Here is a 23,781-nt window from a genome sequence, read left to right on the forward strand (position 1 = left end):
CGTATTTTAGGGATTTTCCATGGCCTTTGCTGATTTTTAACAGCTTTTGACGGCAATCAGCGGACAGCGTGGTGAGGCGAAAAAGGCAAAACTTTTCCAACCAGTGCTCATTTCTGATAATTGGTACTGGCAAAAAGCCTTTATTCAGATCACTATTTGTCACAGAATTGACGCCAAGGAAACGCCGGCCTTAGGGCAAGATGAGCACCTAAATGAGATCCCGGTTGAACATTTTGATGTCGCCACGGTCGTACCACCACCACCGTGCGGCCAATTTGAGAACCGCTTCCCCTGAACCAGAAAAACCGGTCAATGTATATGCGCCCAATGAAACAGGCTATCTATTCAAGCCGCACCGCTGACAAGTTCGTCGTCCGCCTGCCAGACGGAATGCGTGAGCGCATTGCCGAGGTAGCGCGCAACCACCATCGCAGCATGAACTCCGAGATCATTGCACGCCTGGAGCAAAGCCTTATCCAGGAAGGTGCATTGGGCGACGAGCTCAGCATGCGCCTGGACAGCCCTGAGCTGAGCCTGCACGAGCGGGAGCTGCTGCAACGCTTCCGCCAACTCTCCCACCGCCAGCAGAACGCGCTGGTTGCCCTGATCGCCCACGACGTGGAAATGGCCGCAGACGCTTCCTGAGGCCTGCACCACAAAAAAAAGCCAGCTGATGCTGGCTTTTTTTGTGCCGAAACATTCTGGAACGGCTTTGTGCCGCTCCATACAGGAGACCGCCGGTTAGAGCAGGAACAGCGTAGCCAACCCCAGGAAGATGAAGAAACCACCGCTGTCGGTCACGGCGGTGATCATCACACTCGACCCCATCGCCGGGTCGCGCCCCAGACGCGTCAGCGTCATCGGAATCAACACCCCCATCAACGCGGCCAACAGCAGGTTCAGGGTCATCGCGGCGGTCATTACCAGGCCCAGCGACCAACTGCCATACAACCAGAAGGCCACGGCGCCGATCACCCCACCCCAAATCAGACCATTGAGCAACGACACCGCCAATTCCTTGCGCATCAGGCGGCTGGTATTGCCGGGCGATACTTGGTCCAGGGCCATGGCGCGGACGATCATGGTGATGGTCTGGTTACCCGAGTTGCCACCAATACCCGCCACGATCGGCATCAACGCCGCCAGGGCGACCAGTTTCTCGATGGAGCCTTCGAACAGGCCGATCACCCGGGACGCCACGAAGGCAGTGATCAGGTTGATGGCCAGCCAGGCCCAACGGTTGCGCAGCGAACGCCAGACCGAGGCGAAGATGTCCTCTTCCTCGCGCAAGCCTGCCATGTTGAGCACTTCGCTCTCACTCTCCTCGCGAATCAGGTCGACCATCTCATCGATGGTCAAACGGCCGATCAGGCGATCGCTCTTGTCGACCACCGGCGCGGAAACCAGGTCATAGCGCTCGAACGCCTGGGCAGCATCGTAGGCATCTTCCTCGGGGTGGAAAGTGACCGGGTCGTTGGCCATGACCTCGGCGACTTTCTTCTCGGGGTCGTTGACCAGCAGACGCTTGATGGGCAATACGCCCTTGAGGATACCGTCGTAGTCGACCACGAACAGCTTGTCGGTGTGGCCAGGCAGCTCCTTGAGCCGCCGCAGATAACGCAATACCACTTCCAGGCTGACGTCCTCACGGATAGTCACCATCTCGAAGTCCATCAGCGCACCGACCTGCTCTTCGTCGTAGCTCAGGGCCGAACGGACTCGCTCGCGCTGCTGGGCATCGAGGCTTTCCATCAGCTCATGGATGACGTCTCGCGGCAGTTCCGGTGCCAGGTCAGCCAGCTCGTCGGCATCCATTTCCTTGGCGGCGGCGAGCAGTTCGTGATCGTCCATGTCGGCGATCAGCGTCTGGCGAACGGCGTCGGACACTTCCAGCAGGATATCGCCGTCGCGCTCGGAACGCACCAGCTGCCAGACCGTCAGGCGGTCGTCCAACGGCAGGGCTTCAAGGATATAGGCGATGTCGGCAGGGTGCAGATCGTCGAGCTTACGCTGCAGCTCGACCAGGTTCTGGCGGTGGACAAGGTTTTCCACCAGGTCGTGATGGTGACCTTCCTGACGATGGGTCAGGTCCTCGACCACCCGTTGGCGCTGCAACAGTTCGATTACCTGGGCCAGGCGATCCTGCAGGCTCTCTTGGGCTTTTTTTACTTCGACTTCGGTCATAGGCGAACTCCACTCCCAGCAGCGGAGCACGCCGGGAGAATCAATCGGTCAGATCTAGCTTGGCAAATCGTGTTATCGAGTAACTACTGGGTAAGTCCATGGTGGTATTCCACAAGCCCCGGCGGGGCTGACGGGCGCAATCATACACTGCATCAGCTGTCAGATCGCTTAAAATTTTGGCCAGAACAATCGTTTGCGCGTTAAAGCTATGACAACGCTCGAAGCCATCAGTGCGACGGCGGCACGGCGCGAAAAAACACATCGCTTCATGCAGGATGCCTGGCGGCGCATGCAACCATCACCGCTGAGCTTAGTTCGACATCACTGACAAATCAGTGAAACGGCAGAAAAGAAAAAGCCCGCTCAATGAGCGGGCTTTTGGGTGTGGCGGACTCAGGAGGATTCGAACCTCCGACCGCTCGGTTCGTAGCCGAGTACTCTATCCAGCTGAGCTATGAGTCCGTAGGTGGTATTTTTTAGACCAGGTTACCACTGGTTGATGAAGCTGCCTTGCTCAACAAAACCGCCTCATTAAATGGCGGACTCAGGAGGATTCGAACCTCCGACCGCTCGGTTCGTAGCCGAGTACTCTATCCAGCTGAGCTATGAGTCCGTGTCTTGCCGCGCATTATAGTTCGCTGAATCGTTTTGCCAAGCACTTTTTCGTTTATTTTCAACGACTTAAGTGATTCGGCCAATTACAGCGCCCTACACGAAAAATGGCGGTGAAGGGGGGATTCGAACCCCCGATACCCTTATGAGGTATACTCCCTTAGCAGGGGAGCGCCTTCGGCCACTCGGCCACCTCACCGCAACACGGGGCGTATAATAACCAGACCCTTCCCCGTTTGCAAACCCTTTTTTGAAAAAAAATCGAGAAAAATTAAAGGGTTGGTTCTTCGTCCTTCTCTTTCTTGATCCGCAGATAGATTTCTTCGCGGTGAACGGCCACTTCCTTGGGCGCACTCACGCCGATACGCACCTGGTTGCCTTTCACACCCAGGACCGTGACGGTGATCTCGCCGTCACCAATGATCAGGCTCTCGGCGCACCGACGAGTCAGAATCAACATAGCTTTCTCCTCAAGCAATTCAATCAGGGACAACAGTCTGTAGTTGGCTGGGCCGGGCCATACATGGCACCAAGCCCGGATAAGCCACCGCACGAGGCAGGACAGGCGCCTGCGCAGCGGCCAGAAACGCGAAGGGCGCGGCAAGCCGCGCCCCTCCAGGCAGCGAGTTACTCGCCCTGTCGGGCAGGAGCGTCGAGTTCGAACGCGGTGTGCAGCGCGCGAACGGCCAGCTCCAGGTACTTCTCCTCGATGACCACCGAAACCTTGATCTCGGAGGTGGAGATCATCTGGATGTTGATGCTCTCCTTGGCCAGGGCTTCGAACATGCGGCTGGCCACGCCCGCGTGGGAGCGCATGCCGACACCGACGATGGAAACCTTGGCGATGTTGGTGTCGCCGATCACTTCACGGGCACCGATCTCGCGCGCGGTGTTTTCCAGCACGCTGTGCGCCTTCTCGTACTCGTTGCGGTGCACGGTGAAGGTGAAGTCGGTGGTGTTATCGTGCGAGACGTTCTGCACGATCATGTCGACTTCGATGTTCGCCGCGCTGATCGGGCCGAGGATCTTGAAGGCAACGCCCGGGGTATCCGGCACGCCGCGAATGGTCAGCTTGGCCTCATCACGGTTGAAGGCGATACCGGAAATGATCGGCTGTTCCATGGATTCCTCTTCATCAATGGTAATGAGGGTACCCGGACCCTCCTTGAAGCTGTGCAGCACGCGCAGCGGAACGTTGTACTTGCCGGCGAACTCCACCGAGCGGATCTGCAGCACCTTGGAGCCGAGGCTGGCCATTTCCAGCATTTCCTCGAAGGTGATCTTCTCCAGGCGCTGGGCCTGGGGCACTACTCGCGGGTCGGTGGTGTAGACGCCATCGACATCGGTGTAGATCTGGCATTCGTCGGCCTTGAGCGCCGCCGCCAGTGCCACACCGGTAGTGTCGGAGCCACCACGACCGAGGGTGGTGATATTGCCGTGCTCGTCGACACCCTGGAAGCCCGCCACCACGACCACCCGGCCGGCCTTGAGGTCGGCACGGATCTTCTGGTCATCGATCTGCAGGATACGCGCCTTGTTGTGCGCGCTGTCGGTGAGAATCCGCACCTGGTTGCCGGTGTAGGACACCGCCGGCACGCCACGCTTGATCAGGGCCATGGCCAGCAAGGCGATGGTCACCTGCTCGCCGGTCGAGACGATCACATCCAGCTCGCGAGGAACCGGCTGGTCGGTGATCTGCTTGGCCAGGTCGATCAGGCGATTGGTTTCTCCGCTCATGGCCGACAGCACCACCACCAAGTCGGTGCCTTGCTCGCGGAATTTCTTGACCTTGTCGGCAACCTGCTCGATCCGCTCGATGGAACCGACAGAGGTACCGCCAAATTTCTGTACGATCAACGCCATTTCAAAGGTGCCTCAGCCCTCAAGGGCCCCAAAAAACCATCCAACATGAAAGGGCAGCGACTAGACCGCTGCCCCTTCATCTCAAAGTCCCTGCTCGGCGAACGGCACGGCCAGGGCCAGGGCCTTGTCCAACGCAGCGACGTCGACGCCACCACCCTGGGCCATGTCCGGGCGACCACCGCCCTTGCCACCTACCGCAGCAGCGGCTTGCTTCATCAGATCGCCAGCCTTGAGTTGGCCGGAGAGGTCCTTGGTCACACCGGCCACCAGCACGACCTTGCCCTCATGCTCGCTGCCCAGCAGGATCACTGCGTGGCCGAGCTTGTTCTTCAGCTGATCGACCAGGGCCAACAGGGCCTTGCCATCCTGACCATCCAGGCGTGCGGCAAGAACCTTGGCACCCTTGACCTCAACGGCCGCGTTGGAGAGATCATCCCCTGCGGCGCTGGCGGCCTTGGCCTGCAGCTGCTCGAGCTGCTTTTCCAGCTGACGGTTGCGCTCGAGCACAGCCGACAGCTTGTCGATCAGGTTGTCGCGATTACCCTTGACCAGCTGCGCGGCTTCCTTGACCTGCTCTTCGGCAGCGTTCAGGTAGGCCAGCGCCGCAGCCCCGGTAACCGCTTCGATACGGCGCACACCAGAAGCCACGCCGCCTTCGCTGATGATCTTGAACACGCTGATATCGCCGGTGCGCTTGGCATGGATGCCACCGCACAGCTCCACCGAGAAATCGCCACCCATGCTCAGCACACGCACGGTATCGCCGTACTTCTCGCCGAACAGCGCCATGGCACCCTTGGCCTTGGCGGTCTCGATGTCGGTCAGTTCGGTTTCCACCGCAGTGTTCTTGCGCACTTCGCGATTGACGATGTCTTCCAGGGCCTTGATCTGCTCCGGTTTCACCGCCTCGAAGTGGCTGAAGTCGAAACGCAGGCGCTGGCTGTCGACCAGCGAGCCTTTCTGCTGGACGTGCTCGCCCAGTACCTGGCGCAGCGCTTCGTGCAGCAGGTGAGTGGCGGAATGGTTCAACGAGGTGGCGTGCTGCACCTCAGCATCGACCTTGGCCTCGACGGGCGAGCCGATGACCAGAGCACCGCTGGCAACCACACCGTGATGCAGGAAGGCACCACCGGTCTTGGTGGTGTCGCGCACATCGAAGCGCGCAGCGCCAGCCTGCAGGTAGCCGGTGTCACCCACCTGGCCACCGGATTCGGCGTAGAACGGTGTGCGATCGAGCACGACCACGCCCTGCTCGCCTTCACCCAGCTGGTCGACGGCCTGGCCGTCCTTGTACAGGGCAACGATCTTGCCCTGGCCTTCGGTGGCGTCATAGCCGAGAAACTCGGTGGCGACGTCGACCTTGACCAGGCTGTTGTAGTCCATGCCGAAGGCGCTGGCGGAACGGGCGCGCTCGCGCTGGGCCTCCATCTCGCGCTCGAAGCCGCCTTCGTCGATGGTCAGCTCGCGCTCACGGGCGATATCGGCGGTCAGGTCCATTGGGAAGCCGTAGGTGTCGTACAGCTTGAACACCACGTCACCCGGCACCACGTCGCCCTTGAGCTGGGCCAGGTCCTGCTCGAGGATGCGCAGGCCTTGCTCCAAGGTCTTGGCGAACTGCTCTTCCTCGGTCTTGAGCACGCGCTCGATGTGCGCCTGCTGGGCCTTGAGCTCGGGGAAGGCCTCGCCCATCTCGGCCACCAGGGCGGCGACGATCTGGTAGAAGAAGCTGCCCTTGGCGCCCAGTTTGTTACCGTGGCGGCAGGCGCGACGGATGATGCGGCGCAGCACGTAGCCACGGCCTTCGTTGGACGGCAGCACGCCATCGGCGATCAGGAAACCGCAGGAACGGATGTGGTCGGCGACGACCTTCAGCGAAGGTTGGTCGTCGTTGCTGCAACCGATGGCCTTGGCCGCAGCCGACAGCAGGTTGCGGAACAGGTCGATCTCGTAGTTCGAGTGCACGTGCTGCATGACCGCACTGATGCGCTCCAGGCCCATGCCGGTGTCCACCGACGGCGCCGGCAGCGGGTGCAGGACGCCATCGGCGGTACGGTTGAACTGCATGAAGACGTTGTTCCAGATCTCGATGTAGCGGTCGCCGTCTTCCTCCGGCGAGCCGGGTGGGCCGCCCCAGATGTCCGCGCCGTGATCGTAGAAGATCTCGGTGCAGGGGCCGCAGGGGCCGGTGTCGCCCATGGTCCAGAAGTTGTCGGACGCGTACGGGGCGCCTTTGTTGTCGCCGATGCGCACCATGCGCTCGGCCGGCACGCCGATTTCCTTGGTCCAGATATCGTAGGCTTCGTCGTCGCTGGCGTAGACGGTGACCCAAAGCTTTTCCTTCGGCAGGTTCAGCCACTTTTCGGAGGTCAGGAAGGTCCAGGCGAAGGTAATGGCGTCGCGCTTGAAATAGTCGCCGAAGCTGAAGTTACCCAGCATTTCGAAGAAGGTATGGTGGCGCGCGGTGTAACCGACGTTTTCCAGGTCGTTGTGCTTGCCGCCGGCGCGTACGCACTTCTGGCTGCTGACAGCCCGGGTGTAGGCGCGCTTTTCCTGGCCGAGGAAGCAGTCCTTGAACTGGTTCATGCCGGCATTGGTAAACAGCAGGGTCGGGTCATTGCCCGGAATCAGGGAGCTGGAGGCGACGCGAGTATGTCCCTGCTCTTCGAAGAAGCGGAGGAAGGCTTCACGGATTTCTGCGCTTTTCATAGGTTCTTCCACGGAAACGGCGGCCACACGTCGAATCGACGAAACGACGGCAAAGGGCGCCATTATATCCAGCCTGAACGGCGGATGCAGTGTGTTTGTACGTTGAGATGCCCAATCTGGGTGAAATTGTCATTCGAATAGCCCTTCGCAGGCTATACGGTTCATTGCCCGCCGACAACGCCCCGCCCAACGCCCCTCGCACCATCATGCATTAGATAGCTACCACTCCGATGCCCAAGCAGCCCCATAGGCTGGCCAACGCAACACCCGTTGCGTCAGTCCACCCCTTAACGAGGCAAGCGCATGCATCCCAATCCCTCCTATTTCATTTCAGGAAGAGTCAGTGGCTTCGAGCAATGGGCCGATACGTCGACCCCGGGCAGGACCATCCATCAACTGTTCGAATACCGGGACGACAAGCTGGACATCTACCTGGAACAAGTGTGGCTCGACGAAAGCAAGGCCCCCCACAAGCATCACATGGTCATCCAGACCCGCGCGCCCGATGCACGCATCGATATCTCGACCTACGATTGCCACCTTTTCGCCACTATCGAAAACCAGCAATTCATCCTCGCACCGACACCCAGACAGACCCTCATCATCAAGACCAGCGATGGCAAGGCCGTCATTCGCGTGGGGGACGATGTGAAGACGCCGACGATCATCCGGACCGGAACGGGCAACAGCCAGATCACCACCGGCGGTGGTATCACGCAAGTATTCACCGGCGCAGGGGATGTGCAGGTCACGGTGGGTCAGGGCCTGGCATTTCTGAAAAGCGGTTCGGATAAAAGCCGCATTGACGGCCACATCCTGATAGACGACCCGCATACCGAAGGCGTGTATGCCCGGAACCGAGCCGATGATGCCCGCTTCGAACAACCGCTCCCCTCGCCTCTGGATACGCTCGCCAACGATACATTCGAAATAGAAGGCCGCGCTACCTTCAAGCAGGCCGTGGGCAACCACCTGGTCTTCCTCAGGCATACGCAATGTGGCCAACGACTACTGATCGAGCTGGCCAAAAGGTCCCGGATCAGGATTACCGAAACCCAAGGAACGACCCTGTTCGCCCCAGAGGAAGCAGACCCGAACGAAGTCGACCACCACATCAGACAGAACAGCCGATTGGAATGGGTAGCCGGTTTTCCTGCCGAAAGGGGCGACCTGGCATTCAACCCGCAACACTCGCAAAGTGAAAACCTGCCGCTGTTCGATTTCTACCGCTGCCTTTGCGAGGCGTACAACGCCTTCAATGCCACGACACTGCCAGGTGAAGCGACCATACGAACCCTTGATCGCAGGGATATCCAGGTCAACAGGGCTCACCTGCAAGCAATCGGCCTACCGACCGGCTTCTTTTTCGACTTCGACCAGAACCCGGCAACCCCGGCGACCGACACGAATCCCGCGCCCTTCAACGAAAATGCATTGAGGCTCGAACTAGGCGTCCCATTGCGCACACATTATTGAGGCACCTGCGCATGGCAAGCGTTGCGCTTGCCTTGCGCAGGGCTCGAATCATGCGCCCAGCCGCTGCCCCGAGTCTGGCACGACCAGGATCCCGGCCCGTAGCCCGTTCCTGACCTTGGGGTTGGGAAAGATGATACGCGCCCCCTCCTCTTCGACGATCCAACGCATCTCGGCCAGGTCTTCGGCCAGCAGGTAGCCCTTGCTCAGCTCGGAGAAGTTCTCGATATCCGTTGGCAGGTGCAGGTGGAAACTGTCGCTGTGCTTGATGATTTCCCGGGCGACGCTGAACAATTGCAGGCCATCGAGGTTGTCGTCCCCCTCTGGCTCGGTACCTTCGATGATCTGCACCAGACGCGCCTGCAGGCGGTCGAGGTTGACCTGCTGGTTCTGTCCGAACGGCCGCGCCTTGCCCAGCTCCAGAGTGAAGGCCTCGGCTTCCAGCTGCTCGTAGGTGAAGGCACTGAAGGTGATCGACGACTTGCTCTGCAACAGCACCGCCTCCATGCCTGCAGCGCGCAAGCGCGCCAGTTCGCGCCGGGAATGCTGGCGCCCTTCTTTATAGGGATACAGGGCGAACTGTTCGATCTTCGAACCACGGATCGCCGTATGCAGGTCGTAGTGCAGGCGGGTGCGCCCGGGCAGGCTGAAGAATACCCGGGCGAATTGTTCCAGCTCCGCTGCGCGCAAGGCTTCGGCACCGCTGGACAATTCATGCCGCCCATTGAACAGACGGTTGATGTCCTGCTCGACGAAACGTTCCCCCTTGCGGATGGCCTCAGGGTTGCCGAACAGGAACAGGACCCGCGCCCGCGGCTTGATCTCGCCCCGGGCCACGCCATGCAACAGCTCGTCGAGCAACTCGATGGGCGCGGTCTCGTTGCCGTGGATACCTGCCGAGAGCAGCAGGTCCAGCCCCGTGTCCTTGCCCTCGGGCGGGCGCACCTCGAGGGCGCCCTCGCCCAGCCAGCGCAAACGCACACCCCCGACGGTCACTTGCGTCTTCTCGGCCGGCTCATGGTCGGCCAGGGTCAGGTCAAGCAGTTTTCCGAGGGCGAGCATAGGGCGTTTCCTTAGTGATCGTGACCGCAGTCCGGGCCATGCACGTGGTCGTCGTCGCCGATGTCGGCTGGTTCCATTTCCAGCTGCAGGCTGACCAGGTTGGTGGCCATGGGGCGCAGCAACAGGTTGGCGTACTCGGTATCGCCGTCCTCGACGTCGACGCCAATCAGCAGCTGGCCGCGGCCGTCCTGCTGGATCCATACCTCCTTGCCTTGCCAGACCACCGCAAAGCGGGTGCAGGAGGTTTCCAGCTGGGTGCCGTCGTTGTCTTCAAGGATCAGCCGCAGGGCATCGGACATTACAAGTTCTCTCTTCAAGGTTGGCGTTGGAACGGATAGACCGAGCCCAGCTTCAGGATCTGGGTCAGCTCATCCAGGGCCGTACGGCATTCGTTCAGCAGCTGCGGGTCGGCCAGGTCCGCCTCGCCCAGGCGATCGCGGTAGTGCTTGTCGACCCACTGGACCAAGGTGTCGTACAGCGAGGCGGTCATGATAACGCCTTGGTTGACCGCCGCCAGTTCATTGTCCTTCAAGGCCACGCGCAAACGCAGGCAGGCCGGGCCGCCACCGTTCTGCATGCTCTGCTTGAGGTCGAACACCTTGACCTCCTTGACCGGGCCGCCCTGGCTGGTCAACTGCCCCAGGTAAGACCAGACGCGCTCGTTGTTGCGGCACTCCTCCGGCACCACCAACAGCATGGAGCCGTCGTCGCGGCTGAGCAGCTGGCTGTTGAACAGGTAGGAGCGCACCGCGTCTTCCACCGTCACCGCCGCGCGAGGCACACGGATCGCCTGGAAGTTGCCGCCCTTGCTGGCCAGTTTAGCCTGCAACTGGCCAAGCACCGCGTCGGTCTCGAGGAAAGCATCTTCGTGGTAGAACAGCACTTCGCCGTTGCCCACCGAGATCACGTCGTTGTGGAACACACCCTGGTCGATCACCGCCGGGTTCTGTTGAGCGTAGACCACACCGTCGTCGGTGAGCCCATGCAGGCGCGCCACGGCCTGGGAGGCTTCGAGGGTCTGGCGTGCCGGATACTTCTGCGGTGCAGGGTAACGGCTGTCGAAGGCGCTGCGGCCATAGACGAAGAATTCCACCCCAGGCTCGCCGTAGGCGCGGCAGAAGCGCGTGTGGTTGGCGGCGCCTTCGTCACCGAACTGGGCCACGGCCGGCAGGGCTTCATGGTGGGCGAAATGCTGTTCGTTGGCGAACATGGCGCCCAGCACACGGCTGGTGGTCGGGTGCTCGATGCTGCGGTGGTATTTGCAGTTGAGGTTGGCGGCGGTGAAATGCACCCGGCCATCGGCAGTATCGGCGCTCGGGCTGACCGTGGCAGCATTGGCCACCCACATGCTCGAGGCCGAACAGCTGGCCACCAGCAGCGGCATGGCGTCCTTGGCGGCGCGGCGGATCACCTCAGCATCGCTGCCGGTGAAGCCCAGACGACGCAGCGCGGCCACATCCGGGCGCTCCTGCGGCGCCAGCACGCCCTGTTTGAAGCCCATGTCGGCCAGGGCTTTCATTTTCGCCAGGCCCTGGCGCGCCGCCTCACGCGGGTTGGACTGCTGCTGGCTGTTGCTTTGCGAAGCTACGTTGCCGTAGGACAGGCCACCGTAGTTGTGGGTCGGCCCCACCAGGCCATCAAAATTCACTTCGTAGGATTTCATCGGCAAGGCTCCGAGACCTGTTGTTATAGGGTGACGCCCGGCGTCAGGGTCGCCGGCAGGGTGAGGCTGGCGGTTTCCAACGAGGCCACCGGGTAGGCGCAGTAGTCGGCCGCGTAGTAAGCACTGGCGCGATGGTTGCCACTGGCGCCCACGCCGCCAAACGGTGCGCTGCTGGCAGCACCGGTCAGTTGCTTGTTCCAGTTGACGATGCCCGCGCGGCTGCGCAGCCAGAAGTACTGGTAGCGCGCACGCGAATCCGACAGCAGCCCGGCGGCCAGGCCGTATTGGGTGTTGTTGGCCTCGTCGATGGCCGCATCGAAGTCGGCGTAGCGGATCACCTGCAGCAGCGGACCGAAGAATTCTTCGTCCGGGCGCTCGCCCACGGCGGTCACATCGAGGATGCCAGGGGTCAGCAAGGCGGCATCGGCCTGGGGCTGGGTCATCTCCAGCAGTGCCACGGCGCCCTTGCCCAACAGCTCAGCCTGGGCGGCCATGAGCGCGCGAGCGGCCTGCAGGGAAATCACCGACCCCATGAAGGGCGCCGGTTGCTGGTCGAACGCGCCGACACTGATACTGCGGCTGACCTCGACCAGGCGCTGGACCAGCGCGTCGCCCCAGGCGCCTTGCGGCACCAGCAGACGGCGGGCGCAAGTGCAGCGCTGGCCTGCGGAAATGAATGCCGATTGGATGATGGTGTAGACCGCCGCATCCACGTCCTGGACTTCGTCCACCACCAGTGGGTTGTTGCCGCCCATCTCCAGGGCCAGGATCTTGTCCGGGCGCCCGGCGAACTGCTGGTGCAGCAGGTTGCCGGTACGGCTGGACCCGGTGAAGAACAGGCCATCGATGCCCGGGTTGGCAGCCAGGGCCACCCCCGTTTCGCGGCCACCCTGGACCAGGTTCAGCACACCGGCCGGCAGGCCGGCCTCGATCCAACACTTGACGGTCAGTTCGGCCACCTTTGGGGTCAGCTCGCTGGGCTTGAATACCACACAATTGCCCGCCAACAGCGCCGGGACGATATGCCCGTTGGGCAGGTGGCCCGGGAAATTGTAGGGGCCGAACACCGCCACCACACCATGGGGCTTGTGCCGCAGCACAGCAGTGGCGTCGGCCAACGGCCCGCTCTTTTCGCCGGTGCGCTCGCGGTAGCTCTGCACCGAAATGGCGACCTTGTTGACCATGCTGGTGACTTCGGTGGCCGATTCCCACAAGGGCTTGCCGGTTTCCTCACCGATGCATTGGGCCAGTGCATCTGCATTGGCCTTGAGCTGCTCGGCGAAGGCTTCCAGCACGCTGATGCGTGCATCCAGGCTCAGTTGCGCCCAGGCTGGGAAGGCCTGGCGCGCCGCCTGCACGGCAGCCTCTACCTGGGCCTCGTCGGCGCCCTGCCCCTCCCAGACCACAGCCTGGGTGACGGGGTTGAGCGATTGCAGGGCCTGGCCCTGCCCGGCCTGCCACTGGCCGGCGATGTAATGGGTCGTCATTTACTGGGCCTCCCGGCTGGCGGACAGCGGCACGGCGCGCACATTGTCGCCGGCGCCCAGGCGCAGGCGCTTGGCGGTCTGAGGATCGACCACCAGGGTGCCGGCTGCCAGGCGCGCAGGCGCTGCGGTGATGCGGCAGTCCTCGCGCTTGCGGTTATGAATGAGATAAGGGGTGGCGTCGTCGCCCGGTGTACCGACGGCCAACACCAGGGTCTGGCTTTCACGCACAGCGCGGATCTTCGAAGTTTCGCACTCGATGGCCGGGCCCGCGTCGAAGATGTCGACGTAGCCCTGGTAGCTGAAACCTTCGCGCTTGAGCATGGCCAGAGCAGGCTCGGTATCGGTGTGCACGCGGCCGATGACGTTGCGCGCGGCCTCTGACAGGAAGCAGGTATACAGCGGGAACTTGGGCATCAGCTCGGCAATGAACGACTTGTTGCCCACGCCGGTCAGGTAGTCGGCCTGGCTGAACTCCATCTTGAAGAAATGCCGGCCCAGGCTCTCCCAGAACGGCGAGCGGCCATGCTCGTCGGACATGCCGCGCATCTCAGCGATGATTTTGTTGCCGAACAGCTCCGGGAACTCGGCGATGAACAGCATACGTGCCTTGGACAGCAGGCGGCCGTTGAGGCCGGTACGGTAGTCGCTGCGCAGGAACAGCGAGCACAGTTCAGAGTTGCCGGTCAGGTCGTTGGCCAGGAACAGGGTGGGGATCTCGCGGTAGATCTTCAGCTCCTGGGAAGCGCTGACAGTCAGACCGACCCGGTAGTTGTACCAGGGCTCGCGCAGGCCGACGGCGCCGGCAATGGCACAGATGCCGACCACCAGCCCCTCGTCGTTTTCCAATACGAACAGGTAGTCGGTATCGGCGCGCTCGGCTTCGCCACGGAAGCTTTTCTCGGCCCAGCCGACACGGTGCCCGAGGCGGTCTTCGTTGGCCGGCAAGGTGGTCAGGCCGGTGCCGGTGCTGCGTGCCAATTCGATCAGCGCGGGTAGGTCGCTGCTGCGTACGGGACGAACGATCATGCTATCTCCTTGTGCGGCGGTCTTTGCCTGCCGCGAATCTCTCGATACCGACCCTGGGGTTCAGACGGCGACCAGGCGGACGCTGCCACCTTCACCGACGCCCAGGGCATCGGCAGCTTCACGGGTCAGGCTGACCGGCTTGCCCGGCACCCAATCCAGCTCCAGCAACACCGCGCGGTAGTCCTGCAATTGGCCGTTGCACACCAGGTAGGCGCGCCCGCCCTTGATCGGGCTGTCATCGAGCTTGACCGGCACCACCCGGCTCTGGGCGATCGAGCGAATGCCCGAGGTGCGTGCATGCAGGGTCGGGCCACCATCGAAGATGTCGATGTAGTGCTCGGTCTCGAAGCCTTCGCGCATGAGGATGTCGAACGTGATCTGCGCCCGCGGGTGGACCTGGCCCATGGCTTCCTGGGCTTCGTCCGGCAACAGCGGCACATAGATCGGGTAATGAGGCATCAGCTCGGCGAGGAAGGTACGGCTCTTCAGGCCGCACAAGCGCTCGGCGTCGGCATAGTTGAGATCGAAGAAGTTGCGGCCGATGGCGTCCCAGAACGGCGACTCGCCCTGGTCGTCGCTGTAGCCGACGATCTCGGTGACCACCGAATCGGCGAAACGCTCAGGGTGCGAGGCCATGAACAGCAGGCGGCCACGGGAGTTGAGTTCGGCCCAGCTACTGTTCACCAGCTCCGGCAAGACATAGAAGCTGGTCAGCAGGCTGTTGCCGGTCAGGTCGTGACACAACGACAACACATGGATCTTGTTGTGGATCTTCAACTCGCGCGAGGCGTGCACGAAGGTCTCGTTGCGAAAACTGTAGAACGGCTCGGAGTAGCCTGCCGAGGCGACGATCGCCGAGCAGCCGGCGAGCTTGCCGGTCTCGCTGTCTTCGAGCACGAAGAAATAGCTCTCCTCGCCGTTGAAGCTCACTTCGGCGGCGAAGGAGGTTTCCGAGGCAGCGATCTTGTCGCCCAGGCGACCGGCGTCGTCCGGCAACGAGGTGACACCAATGGGGCTGTCGGCAGCCATACGCTGCACTTCGTTCAGGTCCGCCATTTGCGCGGGGCGCATCACCAGCATGGTGTCACTCCTTTGGGAAAACAGGCCGACAGGTCGGCACGGAAAAACGACGGGCGCGGTTTTCAACGCGCGCCCGCTCTGGAATTCAGGTATCGCCGGCCCTGGCCAGGGTCAGGGCCGGCGAAGGGACCGCAGCGCTGTCAGCCCTGGGTCAGCTTGGCCGCGGCACGCTCGAAGCGCGCCAGGCCTTCGTCGATGTCGGCATCCTCGACCACCAGGCTCGGGGCGAAACGCACCACGTCCGGGCCGGCTTGCAGGACCATCACGCCCTCCTTCTCGGCGGCATTGAGGATGTCCTTGGCCTTGCCCTTCCAGGCGTCGGCGAGTACGCAACCGATCAGCAGGCCGACGCCACGCACCTGGGTGAACAGGCCGGACTGCTGGCCAATCTTCTCCAGACGCGCCTTGAAGCGCTCGTGCTTGGCCTTGATGCCCGCGAGGGTTTCCGGGGTGTTGACCACATCCAGCACGGCGCACGCCACGGCACAGGCCAGCGGGTTGCCACCATAGGTGGTGCCGTGGGTACCAACGGCCAGGTGCTTGGCAAGGTCGGTGGTGGTCAGCATGGCGCCGATCGGGAAGCCGCCGCCCAGGCTCTTGGCGCTGGTCAGGATGTCCGGGGTGACGCCGTAATGCTGGTAGGCGTACAGCGAACCGGTACGGCCCACGCCAGTCTGCACTTCATCGAAGATCAGCAGGGCGTTGTGCTCGTCGCACAGTTTGCGGGCGCCTTCCAGGTAGGCTTTGTCGGCCGGCACCACACCGCTCTCGCCCTGGATCGGCTCGATCACCACGGCGCAAGTCTTGTCGGAGATCTGTGCCTTGAGTGCTTCCAGGTCGTTGTACGGCACGTGGCTGATGCCGGTGATCTTCGGACCGAAGCCGTCGGAATACTTGGGCTGACCACCGACGCTGACGGTGAACAGGGTGCGACCGTGGAAACTGTTCACGGTGGCGATGATCTCGTGCTTCTCGGGGCCGAAGCGGTCATGGGCAACGCGACGGGCCAGCTTGAAGGCGGCCTCGTTGGCCTCGGCGCCGGAGTTGCAGAAGAAGGCCCGCTCGGCGAAGGTCGCGTCCACCAGCTTGTGTGCCAGGCGCAGGGCCGGCTCGTTGGTGAAGACGTTGGATACGTGCCAGAGGGTATTGGCCTGTTCGGTCAGGGCTTTGACCAGCGCAGGGTGGCAATGGCCCAGGGCGTTGACCGCGATACCTCCGGCGAAGTCGATCAGCTCACGGCCGGACTGGTCCCAGACGCGGGAGCCCTCGCCTCGCACAGGAATGAAGGCCGCCGGAGAATAATTGGGAACCATGACCTGGTCGAAATCGGCACGTTGCACCGGGGCTTGCTCAACGGACATCTGAGTCTCCTGAAGAGGAACGCTGGCCTGGAAGTGGCGAGCGATGAGGGGATTGTAAGGACTGATCGGCGCCTGTCCTTGCTGCCAGGCGACAACTTGTTACAGCGCTAAACCTTGTTTTACAGAGGTTTTCGGCAATGCGACAAACACTGTCGCAATCGCGCAGTGTACGGGAGAGAGGGGGATGGGTGAACGGGTGTTCACGGGGAATTAAAGGTAGTGGGTGTAGGATGGAGGGCGTTGCTGTTGCGGGATGGCGAAGATCGCGCCGCGCGGGCGGCGCGCGATCTTCGCCCAGGCGCCAAACCCAAGGCATACACCCCAGGCCCACCCTCCCTTCAGCCTTTCTCCGCCGGCGCCGAGCTCAACTCGAACGGGCTGCTGCTGCGTCGCTGGTTGCGGTCTTCCCGTGGCGTTGCGCCAAAGAAATTGCGGTAGGCACTGGAGAAATGTGGCCCTGAGGAGAAGCCGCACGACAATCCGATCTGGATGATCGACTTGCTGGTCTGCATCAGCATCTGCCGCGCCTTGTTCAAGCGCAGCTCCAGGTAGTACTGGCTCGGCACCCGGTTGAGGTACTGCTTGAAGATTCGCTCCAACTGGCGACGGGACACGCAGACATGCTGGGCGATCTCGTCGGTGGTCAGCGGCTCTTCAATGTTCGCCTCCATCAACAGCACTGCTTGGGTCAGCTTCGGATGGCTGGAGCCCAGACGATTCTGCAGCGGAATACGCTGGCGCTCGCCGCCTTCGCGGATACGCTCGACCACCAACTCCTCGGACACCGCCCCCGCCAGCTCCGCCCCGTGGTCACGGGCCAGCACCGCCAGCAGCAGATCGGTCACGGCCATGCCGCCACAGGCGGTCAGGCGATCACGATCCCAGTCGAACAGGTGGCTGGTGGCGATGACCTTGGGAAAACGTTCGGCGAAGTCGTCCTGCCAACGCCAGTGCACCGCCGCCCGATAGCCATCCAGCAAGCCCAGCGCCGCCAGCGGGTACACCCCAGCGGACAACCCGCCGATCATGCAGCCACTGCGCGCCAGTTGCTTCAGCGCAGCGGACAATGCCGACCCCATGGCCGATGGCGGCTCGTCCGCCAGCAGAAACAACTTGTGACAGCCTTCCAGGCGGCCATTCCACGGCTCGCCAGGCAAGCGCCAGTCACCGTCCGGGCTGGCATCGGCTTGAAGGAAGGCCAGTTCGTAGACCACATCCGGGTGAACCCGCTGGGCCACCCGCAACACTTCCTCGGCCAACGCCAGGGTCAGCGGCCGGGTGCTCGGCCAGATGAGAAATCCGATTCGCTGGGTGGTCATAGGGCGTGGTCCGAAACCTGGGTTCGTTCGAGTCTGTGGCGCCGGGTCAGGCTGCGCTTCGCTGCGCAGCATGCCCTATTCTGGTGCAAAGGTGCAGCCTTTACTTCAGGCTGCCGGAGAGAAACTGCTTGAGCCGCTCCGATTGCGGGTTGACCAGCACTTCGCGCGGGCAGCCCCGCTCCTCCACCAGGCCCTTGTGCAGGAACACCAGCTGGTTCGACACCTCACGGGCAAAGCCCATTTCGTGGGTCACCACGACCATGGTACGACCTTCCTGGGCCAGCGACTGCATGACCTTGAGCACATCGCCGACCAGCTCCGGGTCGAGGGCCGAGGTCGGCTCGTCGAACAGCATCACCTCAGGCTCCATGGCCAAGGCACGGGCAATCGCCACGCGCTGTTGCTCACCACCGGACATATGCCCGGGGAAGGCATCCTTGCGGTGGGCCACGCCGACCTTGTTCAGGTAATGCTCGGCCTTTTCCAACGCTTCCTTCCTGTTCACGCCCAGCACATGTACCGGCGCTTCGATCACGTTCTCCAGCGCGGTCATATGCGACCACAGGTTGAAGTGCTGGAACACCATCGACAGGCGCGAACGCATGCGTTGCAGTTGCTTGGGGTCGGCGGCCTTCAGCGCACCGTCCTTGCCGGCCACCAGCTTGAGCTCTTCGTTGTTGAGCAGGATCTTGCCGGCATGGGGCTGCTCGAGCAGGTTGATGCAGCGCAGGAAGGTCGACTTGCCCGAACCACTGGAGCCGATGATGCTGATCACATCGCCCGCCTTGGCCTCGAGCGAGACGCCCTTGAGCACCTCATGGCTGCCGTAGCGCTTGTGCAGGTCTTGGACTTGGAGTTTGTACATGCTGTCGGTTCTCACAGAGCGTTCAGTGCTTGCGCGGCGCCAGGTAGCTGAGCCAGCGGCGTTCGGCCATCTTGAACAGGCGCACGAGGATGAAGGTTAGGCACAGGTAGAACGCGCCCGCCGTGATATAGGCCTCGAAAGGCAGGTAGTACTGGGCATTGACGGTACGCGCCGCGCCCGTGATGTCGATCAGGGTGACGATCGATGCAAGGCTGGTGGTCTGCAGCATCATGATCACTTCGTTGCTGTACTGCGGCAGCGCTCGGCGCAGGGCCGAGGGCAACAGGATGCGCCGGTACATCTTCATGCGTGACATGCCCATCGCCTTGGCCGCCTCGATCTCGCCATGGGGCGTGGCCCGCAGGCTGCCGGCAATGATCTCGGCGGTGTAGGCGCTGGTGTTCACCGCGAACGCAAGGCAAGCGCAGAAGGTCGCACTGGACAGCCAAGGCCAGAGCACACTTTCACGCACAGCTTCGAACTGGGCCAGGCCGTAGTAGATCAGGAACAGCTGCACCAGCATCGGCGTGCCACGGATGACGTAGGTGTAAAGCCATGCGAGCAGGTTCACCAAGGGCTGCTTGGACACGCGCATCAGGCCCAGCGGGATGGCCGCCAACAGGCCGAAGAACAGCGACAGCGCCAGCAGCTTCAGGGTGGTCAGCAGGCCGCCCAGGTACAGCGGCATGGCCTCCCAGATGACGTTGTAGTCGAAGATCATAGTTCAGCCGCCTTTACGCCCACCGAGTAGCGTCGTTCGAGGTACTTCAGGGCCACCAGCGAGATGCTGGTGAGCACCAGGTACAAGGCCGCCACCGCCAGGAAGAAGGTGAAGGGTTCGCGGGTGGCGTCGGCCGCCTGCTTGGCCTTGAACATCATGTCCTGCAGCCCGACCACCGAGATCAGTGCCGTGGCCTTGGTCAACACCAACCAGTTGTTGGTGAAACCAGGGATCGCCAGGCGAATCATCTGCGGCACCATGATGCGGAAGAACACCTGGCGGCTGCTCATGCCATAGGCCACCCCCGCCTCGGCCTGCCCCTTGGGAATACCCAGGAAGGCGCCGCGGAAGGTTTCCGACAGGTATGCACCGAAAATGAAGCCCAGGGTGCCGACACCCGCCACGAACGGGTTCAGGTCGATGTAGTCTTCATAACCTACCAGTGGCGCGATACGGTTGATCACATCCTGGCCGCCATAGAAGATCAGCAGGATCAGCACCAGGTCAGGGATGCCACGGATCACCGTGGCATACATATCGCCCAGCCAGGCCAGCCAGCGCACGGGCGACAAGCGCAGCGCCACGCCGATCAGGCCGAGCACGATGGCCAGGGCCATCGACGACAGGGCGAGCTGCAGCGTCAGCCACGCCCCATCGAGGATGACTGCCCCGTAGCCTTTCAACATGATGGGATTCCTCGGGACTTGGAATGAAAAATGGTGCAAACCTCAGAGCCTCTGCTGTTTGCACCATTGCACAGGTGAAACCCGACGTCTTACTGAGCTTCAGGCCCGTAGATGTCGAAGTTGAAGTACTTGTCTTGGATCTGCTTGTACTTGCCGCTGGCACGAATCGCATCGATCGCGGCATTGATACGCTCGCGATTGGCGTTGTCGCCCTTGCGCACGGCGATGCCGACGCCATCACCGAAGTACTTCACGTCGGTGAACGATGGGCCCACGAAGGCAAAGCCCTTGCCAGCGTCGGTCTTGAGGAAGCCGTCCTCGAGCAGGGTGGCATCGGCCACGGTGCCATCCAGACGACCGGCAGCGACGTCCAGGTAGATTTCGTTCTGGGTGCCATAAGGCACGACGGTGGCGCCCTTCGGTGCCAGGACCTCCTTGGCGAAGCGGTCGTGGATCGAACCGCGCTGCACGCCGATCTTCTTGCCCTGGAGCTCGGCCAGGCCTTCGCTGACGGTGGTGCCTTCCTTCATGACCAGGCGTGCCGGGGTCAGGTAGTAGCGCTTGGTGAAATCGACCGACTTCTTGCGGTCGTCAGTGATCGACATGGACGACAGGATGGCGTCGATCTTGCGCACCTTCAGCGCCGGGATCAGGCCGTCGAATTCCTGCTCGACCCAGGTGCACTTGGCTTTCATCTCTTCGCACAGGGCGTTGCCGATGTCGTAGTCGAAGCCGGCGATGCTGCCGTCGGGTTGCTTGAAGGCGAAGGGTGGGTAGGCGGCCTCGATACCGATTTTCAACGGTTTTTCATCGGCCTGCGATACCAGGGAAAACACGGACAGCGCCAGGGCGCCAAGCAGTGCGAGCTTCTTCATCAGGTAACTCCATCGGTACAGGGCAATACAAGGCAGTTGTAACGGCTGCCCGACATGCGAATGGGTACAACGCGAGCCGCGGGGGTATCGACCAAGGTCGCAGACCACGAGCGAGTGAGTGGCATTTTAACGACAGCCCGGTGGCCGATATTTCTTCAAAGCGACAACTACTTACAGAAGCGCCTGAAACCGCGGCGGGCGATATTGACAGCTCCAGCAGAATATGCAAGAGCAAAAGAAAAATAACCTATAAGCGAAGCAATAAGTGGGCCTATTATTGGCAAAGCCTTGTATTCCGGCAAGTCCAGCGTGCCGGAGCGCAAAAATTCTCTACAGGTGCGCACTGAAATAACACATGATGTTTCGGCTCGCCCCGCTTCTGTGCGAAATGGGTGACAGGAAAGGTTACCGATGTAAGTCGAGGTAACAGAACGCAAGTACAGCAAAAACCCCGGCGGTTGCCCGGCGGGGTTCGAGGAAGAACTTGGATGGCCTTGCGGGCCCAATCGCGGGACGAGCCCGCTCCCACAGGATACGAATGTGGAAGCGGGCCTGTGCCGCGATCAAGGCGCCCAGCAGGCCTCGACTTAGGCCGAAGCCAGGCTCATCGCCTTGTGGGTATCGATCAGGTGCTGCACCACACCCGGGTCGGCCAGCGTCGAGATATCGCCCAGCGCATCGTATTCGCCGGTAGCGATCTTGCGCAGGATACGCCGCATGATCTTGCCCGAACGGGTCTTCGGCAGCCCCGGCGCCCATTGGATGACATCCGGCGAAGCGATCGGGCCGATCTCCTTGCGCACCCAGTTCTTCAGTTCCAGGCGCAGCGCCTCGCTCGGCTCCACGCCGGCATTGAGGGTGACATAGACATAGATGCCCTGCCCCTTGATGTCGTGCGGCACGCCCACCACTGCCGCCTCGGCGACCTTGGCATGGGCCACCATGGCACTTTCGATCTCGGCGGTGCCCATGCGGTGGCCAGACACGTTGAGCACATCGTCGACACGGCCAGTGATCCAGTAGTAGCCATCCTCGTCGCGACGGGCACCGTCACCGGTGAAGTACATGCCACGGAAGGTCTTGAAGTAGGTGTCGACGAAACGATCATGGTCGCCGTACAGCGAGCGCGACTGGCCCGGCCAGGAGTCCAGGATCACCAGGTTGCCTTCGGCCGCACCCTCGATCAGGTTGCCCAAGTTGTCCACCAGCGCTGGCACCACGCCGAAGAACGGGCGGGTCGCCGAGCCTGGCTTGAGCCCTGTGGCGCCCGGCAGCGGGCTGATCAGGATGCCGCCGGTCTCGGTCTGCCACCAGGTATCGACGATCGGGCAGCGCTCCTTGCCCACGGTCTGGTAGTACCAGTTCCAGGCCTCAGGGTTGATCGGCTCGCCCACCGAACCCAGCAGACGCAGGCTGGAGCCGTCGGCACCTGCGACTGCGGCCTGCCCTTCGGCCATCATGGCGCGGATGGCGGTAGGCGCGGTGTAGAGGATATTGACCTGGTGCTTGTCGATGATCTTCGACACGCGGGTGATGTCCGGGTAGTTCGGCACGCCCTCGAACAGCAGCGTGGTGGCGCCATTGGCCAGCGGGCCGTAGACGATGTAGCTGTGGCCGGTGACCCAGCCCACGTCCGCGGTGCACCAGTAGACTTCGCCAGGGCGATAGTCGAACACGCGCTCATGGGTCAGCGCGGCATAGACCAGGTAGCCACCGGTGGTATGCAGCACGCCCTTGGGCTTGCCGGTGGAGCCGGAGGTATAAAGGATGAACAGCGGCTCCTCGGCGCCCATTTCCTTCGGCGCGCAGTGGCTGGAGGCCACTTTCATCAGGTCTTCGTACCAGATGTCGCGATGCTGGTGCCAGGCGATGTCGCCACCGGTGCGCTTGCACACGATGATCTTCTGCACGCTGCTAGTTTCAGGGTTGGTCAGGGCCAGGTCGACATTGGCCTTGAGCGGGGTACGACGGCCACCGCGCACGCCCTCGTCGGCGGTGATCACCACCTTGGAGCGGCAATCGATGATGCGCCCGGCCAGGGCTTCGGGCGAGAAACCACCGAACACCACCGAGTGGATTGCACCGATGCGCGCGCAGGCCAGCATGGCCACCACGGCTTCCGGGATCATCGGCATGTAGATGGTCACCACATCGCCACGGTGCACGTCCTGGCCACGCAGGGCGTTGGCGAACTTGCAGACCTGCTCGTGGAGCTCGCGGTAGGTGATGTTACGGCTTTCGGAAGGATCGTCGCCTTCCCAGATGATGGCGACCTGGTCGCCACGCTCTGCCAGGTGACGGTCCAGGCAGTTATAGGAAACGTTCAGAGTGCCATCAGCGAACCACTTGATGTCGACATGATGATCGTCGAAGGAGGTCTGCTTGACCTTGGTGAAGGGCTTGATCCAGTCCAGGCGCTGGGCCTGCTCGCGCCAGAAGCCGTCCGGGTTGATCACCGACTGCTGGTACATGGCCTTGTAGGTGGCCTCGTCGGTCAGCGTATTGGCTGCTACCTCGGGACGAACGGGATACAGTGGAGCCGCACTCATCTGTTTTACCTCGGTGTAATAGTTGTTTTTGTATGGAAACGTTTGTAACTGTACCAGAGCGTGAAAAGCCATTCGACGTTGGTAGTAGCAAAGCGTGGGTTTTCCTGAAAATTCTTACACAATGGCTCTAGCCCAAGGCTCACAGGGCAGCCACGTGTAAATTCGAACTCGCAACCAAAGGGATTGTTACCGATTCTGTCAAAAGGCGAAAAAACTTTATCAAAACGCCATCTGTTTCCCTCCCCGGCC

General features: G+C 62.0%; 20 protein-coding genes and 3 tRNA genes. 3 read left to right on the plus strand and 20 right to left on the minus strand.

Annotated elements, in window-relative coordinates:
• Positions 1-46 precede the first annotated feature (46 nt).
• Both ACNFCI_RS08930 and ACNFCI_RS08935 read left to right on the plus strand, forming a co-directional pair.
• The gene (locus tag ACNFCI_RS08930; RefSeq protein ID WP_368830194.1) at positions 47-295 is read left to right on the plus strand and encodes a hypothetical protein; all 249 of its coding nucleotides are present in this window, start codon (positions 47-49) and stop codon (positions 293-295) included.
• Positions 296-318: 23 nt separating this feature from the next.
• Entirely contained in the window at positions 319-645 is a 327-nt protein-coding gene (locus tag ACNFCI_RS08935) for an Arc family DNA-binding protein (protein ID WP_003254499.1), read from the plus strand.
• Between the two features lie 96 nt (positions 646-741).
• Here ACNFCI_RS08935 and mgtE read toward each other — a convergent pair whose 3' ends face one another.
• From mgtE to alaS, 7 genes are all read right to left on the minus strand, one after another.
• Entirely contained in the window at positions 742-2,184 is a 1,443-nt protein-coding gene (mgtE, locus tag ACNFCI_RS08940; RefSeq protein WP_084858280.1) for a magnesium transporter, read from the minus strand.
• Between the two features lie 385 nt (positions 2,185-2,569).
• Positions 2,570-2,646 (minus strand) — tRNA-Arg (locus ACNFCI_RS08945).
• Between the two features lie 74 nt (positions 2,647-2,720).
• Positions 2,721-2,797, minus strand: a tRNA-Arg gene (locus tag ACNFCI_RS08950).
• A gap of 107 nt (positions 2,798-2,904) precedes the next feature.
• A tRNA-Ser gene (locus tag ACNFCI_RS08955) sits at positions 2,905-2,995 on the minus strand.
• Positions 2,996-3,067: 72 nt separating this feature from the next.
• A complete protein-coding gene (gene csrA, locus ACNFCI_RS08960; protein WP_043209419.1) occupies positions 3,068-3,256 on the minus strand; it encodes a carbon storage regulator CsrA in 189 nt (62 codons plus the stop codon).
• A gap of 167 nt (positions 3,257-3,423) precedes the next feature.
• Positions 3,424-4,659: an aspartate kinase gene (locus ACNFCI_RS08965; protein WP_084858281.1), complete on the minus strand. Its 1,236-nt coding sequence runs from the start codon at positions 4,657-4,659 to the stop codon at positions 3,424-3,426.
• Between the two features lie 81 nt (positions 4,660-4,740).
• The gene (gene alaS / locus ACNFCI_RS08970) at positions 4,741-7,365 is read right to left on the minus strand and encodes an alanine--tRNA ligase (protein ID WP_368830195.1); all 2,625 of its coding nucleotides are present in this window, start codon (positions 7,363-7,365) and stop codon (positions 4,741-4,743) included.
• A 303-nt stretch (positions 7,366-7,668) separates the two neighbouring features.
• On the opposite strand from alaS, the gene ACNFCI_RS08975 reads away from it, so the two are divergent.
• Positions 7,669-8,841, plus strand: a complete 1,173-nt coding sequence (locus ACNFCI_RS08975; protein WP_368830196.1) for a M91 family zinc metallopeptidase — start codon at positions 7,669-7,671, stop codon at positions 8,839-8,841.
• 48 nt (positions 8,842-8,889) lie between these two features.
• Here ACNFCI_RS08975 and astE read toward each other — a convergent pair whose 3' ends face one another.
• The 13 genes from astE to acs all read right to left on the minus strand — a co-directional run bounded on the left by astE (position 8,890) and on the right by acs (position 23,532).
• On the minus strand, positions 8,890-9,900 hold the full coding sequence (gene astE / locus ACNFCI_RS08980) for a succinylglutamate desuccinylase (RefSeq protein WP_084858284.1): 1,011 nt from the start codon (positions 9,898-9,900) through the stop codon (positions 8,890-8,892).
• 11 nt (positions 9,901-9,911) lie between these two features.
• Positions 9,912-10,199, minus strand: a complete 288-nt coding sequence (locus tag ACNFCI_RS08985; RefSeq protein ID WP_084858285.1) for a topoisomerase II — start codon at positions 10,197-10,199, stop codon at positions 9,912-9,914.
• Positions 10,200-10,213: 14 nt separating this feature from the next.
• Positions 10,214-11,563, minus strand: coding sequence for an N-succinylarginine dihydrolase (gene astB / locus ACNFCI_RS08990; protein ID WP_084858286.1), 1,350 nt, complete (start codon positions 11,561-11,563; stop codon positions 10,214-10,216).
• A 23-nt stretch (positions 11,564-11,586) separates the two neighbouring features.
• Positions 11,587-13,050 (minus strand): succinylglutamate-semialdehyde dehydrogenase, encoded by a 1,464-nt coding sequence (astD, locus tag ACNFCI_RS08995; RefSeq protein WP_084858287.1) that lies wholly within the window; start codon positions 13,048-13,050, stop codon positions 11,587-11,589.
• Positions 13,051-14,076, minus strand: a complete 1,026-nt coding sequence (astA, locus tag ACNFCI_RS09000) for an arginine N-succinyltransferase (protein ID WP_084858288.1) — start codon at positions 14,074-14,076, stop codon at positions 13,051-13,053.
• A 60-nt stretch (positions 14,077-14,136) separates the two neighbouring features.
• Positions 14,137-15,156, minus strand: coding sequence for an arginine/ornithine succinyltransferase subunit alpha (gene aruF / locus ACNFCI_RS09005; protein ID WP_084858289.1), 1,020 nt, complete (start codon positions 15,154-15,156; stop codon positions 14,137-14,139).
• A 140-nt stretch (positions 15,157-15,296) separates the two neighbouring features.
• Positions 15,297-16,517, minus strand: coding sequence for an aspartate aminotransferase family protein (locus ACNFCI_RS09010; protein WP_084858290.1), 1,221 nt, complete (start codon positions 16,515-16,517; stop codon positions 15,297-15,299).
• Between the two features lie 338 nt (positions 16,518-16,855).
• Positions 16,856-17,836 (minus strand): transcriptional regulator ArgR, encoded by a 981-nt coding sequence (argR, locus tag ACNFCI_RS09015; RefSeq protein ID WP_224456440.1) that lies wholly within the window; start codon positions 17,834-17,836, stop codon positions 16,856-16,858.
• 100 nt (positions 17,837-17,936) lie between these two features.
• Positions 17,937-18,701: an ABC transporter ATP-binding protein gene (locus ACNFCI_RS09020; RefSeq protein WP_084858292.1), complete on the minus strand. Its 765-nt coding sequence runs from the start codon at positions 18,699-18,701 to the stop codon at positions 17,937-17,939.
• Positions 18,702-18,723: 22 nt separating this feature from the next.
• Entirely contained in the window at positions 18,724-19,422 is a 699-nt protein-coding gene (locus ACNFCI_RS09025) for an ABC transporter permease (protein ID WP_084858293.1), read from the minus strand.
• The gene (locus ACNFCI_RS09030; RefSeq protein WP_084858294.1) at positions 19,419-20,108 is read right to left on the minus strand and encodes an ABC transporter permease; all 690 of its coding nucleotides are present in this window, start codon (positions 20,106-20,108) and stop codon (positions 19,419-19,421) included. The genes ACNFCI_RS09025 and ACNFCI_RS09030 overlap by 4 nt, the downstream gene beginning before the upstream one ends.
• Before the next feature lie 89 nt (positions 20,109-20,197).
• Positions 20,198-20,983, minus strand: coding sequence for an ABC transporter substrate-binding protein (locus ACNFCI_RS09035; RefSeq protein WP_084858295.1), 786 nt, complete (start codon positions 20,981-20,983; stop codon positions 20,198-20,200).
• A 587-nt stretch (positions 20,984-21,570) separates the two neighbouring features.
• Complete coding sequence (gene acs, locus ACNFCI_RS09040) at positions 21,571-23,532, minus strand: acetate--CoA ligase (protein WP_084858296.1); 1,962 nt, start codon at positions 23,530-23,532, stop codon at positions 21,571-21,573.
• Positions 23,533-23,781 lie beyond the last annotated feature (249 nt).

It is taken from the genome of Pseudomonas sp. NY15356 (assembly GCF_048068175.1).
GTDB lineage: Bacteria > Pseudomonadota > Gammaproteobacteria > Pseudomonadales > Pseudomonadaceae > Aquipseudomonas > Aquipseudomonas putida_K.